We start from the raw sequence: 4,784 nt of genomic DNA, 5'->3' as shown, positions 1-4,784 counted from the left end.
CTACCAGCGGGCCCGGGGCAAGGGCGGGCTGGTCCGGATCACCTGGGACGAGGCCCTGGAGATCGCCGCCGCCGCGCACGTGCTCACCATCCGCAGGTACGGACCGGACCGCGTCGCCGGGTTCTCGCCGATCCCCGCGATGTCGATGGTCTCCCACGGCGTGGGCGCGCGCTTCGTGAACCTGCTCGGCGGCTCCATGCTGTCCTTCTACGACTGGTACGCCGATCTGCCCGTGGCCTCGCCGCAGGTGTTCGGCGACCAGACCGACGTCCCCGAGTCCGGTGACTGGTGGGACGCCGCCTACCTGGTGCTGTGGGGCTCCAACGTCCCCGTCACCCGCACCCCCGACGCCCACTGGATGGCCGAGGCCCGCTACCGGGGCCAGAAGGTGGTGGTCGTCTCCCCGGACTACAGCGACGCCACCAAGTTCGCCGACGAGTGGCTGGCGCCCCACCCGGGCACGGACGGGGCCCTGGCGATGGCCATGGGGCACGTGATCCTCAAGGAGTGGTTCGTCGACCGCACCACGCCGCGCTTCGACGACTACGTGCGCCGCTACACCGACCTGCCGTTCCTGGTGGCCCTGGACAGCCGCGACGGCCGCCTCGTCCCCGGCAAGTTCCTCACCGCAGCCGACCTGGGGGACACGGGGGAGAACGCCGAGTGGAAGCCGGTGTTCTGGCCGGAGGGCGAGGACGCCCCCGTCGCGCCCAACGGCACCGTCGGCCACCGCTGGGGCGAGGCCGGGACCGGACGGTGGAACCTGGACCTGGAGGGCCGCGTCCCCGCCCTCACCCTCTACGCGGAGGGCGGGGAGGCCGCCGAGGTCGCCCTGAACCGCTTCGACACCCCTGGCGGCACGGCCGGGGTACTCACCCGCGGCGTCCCGGTCCGCAGGGTCGGCGGACGCCTCGTCACCACCGTCTTCGACCTGGTCCTGGCCCACTACGGGGTGCACCGGCACGACCTGCCCGGCACCTGGCCCACTGGATACGACGACGCCGCCGAGCCCTGCACGCCCGCCTGGCAGGCCGAACTCACCGGGGTACCCGCCGACCGGGCGGCCCGCATCGCCCGCGAGTTCGCCGCCACCGCCGAGGAGTCCGGCGGCCGGGCCATGATCATCCTCGGCGCGGGCACCAACCAGTGGTTCCACGGCGAGAACGCCTACCGCGCCTTCCTGTCCCTGCTGCTGCTCACCGGCTGCCAGGGCGTCAACGGCGGCGGCTGGGCCCACTACGTCGGCCAGGAGAAGTGCCGCACCTCCGCGGGGTGGGCCGCGTTCGCCTCCGCCGCGGACTGGACCCGGCCGCAGCGCTTCATGGCCGGAACCTCCTACTGGTACCTGCACACCGACCAGTGGCGCTACGACACCTACCGCGCCGACGCCCTCGCCTCGCCGCTCGGCCCGGGGCGGGTGCGCGGCCAGCACACCGCCGACCTGGTCGCCGCATCGGCCCGCATGGGGTGGATGCCCTCCTACCCGACCTTCGACCGCAACCCGATCGACCTGGGACGCGAGGCGCGCGAGCGCGGGCAGGACCCCGCGGAGTACGTCGCCGACCAGCTCCACAGCGGTGACCTGCGCTTCGCCGCCGAGGACCCCGACGCCCCCGCCAACTGGCCTCGGGTCCTCACCGTGTGGCGGTCCAACCTGTTCGGCTCCTCGGCCAAGGGCAACGAGTACTTCCTCAAGCACCTGCTCGGCACCCGCTCCAACCTGCTGGCCGAACCCGCCGGGCCCGCGGACCGGCCCGCCGACGTCACCTGGCGAGAGGAGGTCCCCGAGGGCAAGCTCGACCTGCTGCTGTCCATCGACTTCCGGATGACCAGCACGACCCTGCTGTCCGACATCGTGCTGCCCGCCGCGACCTGGTACGAGAAGTACGACCTGTCCACCACGGACATGCACCCCTACGTGCACTCGTTCAACCCGGCCATCGACCCGCCCTGGGAGACCCGCACCGACTTCGACGCCTTCCACGCCCTGGCGAAGGCGTTCAGCGCGCTGGCCGCCGACCACCTGGACGAGGTCACCGACCTGGTGGCCGTACCCCACCAGCACGACACCCCCGGCGAGCTGGCCCAGCCGCACGGCGTCCCGCCGGACTGGAAGGCGGAGGGCGTGCGGCCCGTCCCCGGCCGGACCATGCCCGCCGTCGTGCCCGTGCGCCGCAACTACTCCGAGGTCGCGCAGAAGCTGGCCGCCCTGGGACCTCTGGCCGAGTCCAAGGGGCTGCCGGTCAAGGGCGTGTCCTTCACCCCGGACCGGGAGGTGGAGTGGCTGCGCCAGCGCAACGGCGCCGTCCGGGGCGGGGTCGCCGACGGACGCCCCTCCCTGGACACCGACGTCAAGGCCTGCGAGATGATCCTGGCGCTGTCCGGCACCAGCAACGGCCGCCTGGCCGCGCAGGGCTTCCGCCTCCTGGCCGAGCGCACCGGCACCGACATGGACGAGCTGATCCACCAGGCCGCCGAGCGCCGGGTGGTCTTCTCCGACGCGAGCCGGGGTCCCACGGCGGTGGGCTCCAGCCCGGAGTGGTCGGGCAAGGAGGCCCCCGACCGCCGGTACTCGCCGTTCACCATCAACGTCGAGCACGACAAGCCCTGGCACACCCTCACCGGCCGCCAGCACTTCTACCTCGACCACGACTGGATGCACGAGTTCGGCGAGGCCCTGCCCGTCTACCGGCCGCCGCTCGACATCAGCCGCCTGTTCGGCGAGCCCCGCCTCGGCCCGACCGGCCAGCGCGAGGTGGTCGTGCGCTACCTGACCCCGCACTCCAAGTGGTCGATCCACTCCGAGTACCAGGACAACCTGCTGCTCCAGACCCTCTCCCGCGGCGGCCCCACGATCTGGATGAGCCCCGCCGACGCCGAGGCGATCGGCGCCGCCGACAACGACTGGGTGGAGGCGGTCAACCGCAACGGCGTGGTGGTGGCGCGGCTGGTGGTCTCGCACCGGATGCCCGCCGGAACCGTGTACATGTACCACGTCCAGGAGCGCACCATCGACGTGCCCAAGTCCGAGACCACCGGCAGGCGCGGCGGCATCCACAACTCGCTCACGCGCCTGCTGGTCAAGCCCACCCACCTCATCGGCGGCTACGCGCAGCTCTCCTACGCCTTCAACTACCTCGGCCCGACCGGCAACCAGCGCGACGAGGTCACCGTCGTGCGCAAGCGGACCACGGAGGTGCGTTACTGATGGCACAGGCCCACGGCGGCGGGGGCGGGACCGGCGGCTCCGGAGGGGAGCGGCCGGTCGGCAGGGTCATGGCGCAGGTCGCCATGGTGATGAACCTGGACAAGTGCATCGGCTGCCACACGTGCTCGGTCACCTGCAAGCAGGCCTGGACCAACCGCAGCGGCGTCGAGTACGTGTGGTTCAACAACGTCGAGACTCGGCCCGGGCAGGGCTACCCGCGCACCTACCAGGACCAGGAGCGTTGGAAGGGCGGCTGGGTCCTCGACGCCAGGGGGCGGCTCAAGCCCCGCGCGGGCGGGCGGCTCAAACGGCTGGCCACCATCTTCGCCAACCCGGTGATGCCCTCCCTCCAGGACTACTACGAGCCCTGGACCTACGACTACGAGACGCTGACCAACGCGCCCCTGGGCGACGACTTCCCGGTGGCCGAGCCCCGGTCGGCGCTCACCGGCGAGCCCATGAAGGTCAGCTGGAGCGCCAACTGGGACGACGACCTCGGCGGCGGACCGGAGCTGACCCGGCGGGACCCGATCGTGCGCAGGCTCGGCGACAAGGTGCGGTTCTCCTTCGAGGAGACCTTCATGTTCTACCTGCCGCGCATCTGCGAGCACTGCCTCAACCCGTCGTGCGTGGCCGCCTGCCCCAGCGGCGCCCTGTACAAGCGGGTCGAGGACGGCATCGTCCTGGTCGACCAGGACCGCTGCCGGGGCTGGCGCATGTGCGTCACCGGCTGCCCGTACAAGAAGGTCTACTTCAACCACAAGACGGGCAAGGCCGAGAAGTGCACGTTCTGCTACCCGCGGGTGGAGGTGGGCATGCCCACCGTCTGCTCCGAGACGTGCGTGGGGCGGCTGCGCTACCTGGGCGTGGTCCTCTACGACGCCGACCGGGTCCGCGAGGCGGCGTCGGTGGCGGACGAGAGGGACCTGTACCGCGCCCAGCTCGACGTGTTCCTCGATCCCACCGACCCGGCCGTGCGCGCCGCGGCCCGACGCGACGGCATCCCCGACCGCTGGGTGGAGTCGGCCGCCCGCTCCCCGGTCTACGCGCTGGCCAAGCGCTTCCGGGTGGCGCTGCCGCTGCACCCGGAGTACCGCACGATGCCGATGGTCTGGTACATCCCGCCGCTGTCGCCGGTGGTGGACGCGCTCTCCTCCACCGGGCACGACGGCGAGGACGCCGACAACCTCTTCGCCGCCATCGACACCCTGCGCATCCCCGTGGAGTACCTGGCCGAGCTGTTCACCGCGGGCGACACCGGCCCCGTGGACCTGGTCCTGCGGCGGCTCGCGGCCATGCGCTCCCACATGCGCCGGATCAACCTGGGCCGGGAGCGCGACGACTCCATCGCCGCCTCCGTCGGGATGACCGGCACCGAGATCGAGGACATGTACCGGCTCCTGGCCCTGGCCAAGTACGACGAGCGCTACGTCATCCCCACCGCCTACGGGGTGGACGAGGCCGACCGCGGGGTCATCGACGAGATCGGGTGCAGCCTCGACTTCGAGGGCGGGCCGGGCATGGGCGGCATGGGCGGGGGCGTGCCCTTCGGCGAGGCCTCCGGGCAGCCCCAGGC

General features: G+C 72.2%; 2 protein-coding genes. Both read left to right on the top strand.

All coding sequences use genetic code 11. The features are described 5' to 3' along the window. Positions 1-3,208: nitrate reductase subunit alpha (locus DQW06_RS23860; RefSeq protein WP_117199353.1), on the top strand; the 3,208-nt coding region annotated here is incomplete at its 5' end. Beyond that, on the top strand, positions 3,208-4,784 hold a 1,577-nt coding region (gene narH / locus DQW06_RS23855; protein ID WP_117199352.1), incomplete at its 3' end, for a nitrate reductase subunit beta. The genes DQW06_RS23860 and narH, both read left to right, overlap by 1 nt.

It is taken from the genome of Nocardiopsis sp. TNDT3 (genome assembly GCF_003427465.1).
Lineage (GTDB): Bacteria > Actinomycetota > Actinomycetes > Streptosporangiales > Streptosporangiaceae > Nocardiopsis > Nocardiopsis dassonvillei.
The sequence above is the reverse complement of the archived record's forward strand: the minus strand, read 5'-3'. Positions and strand labels throughout refer to the sequence as shown.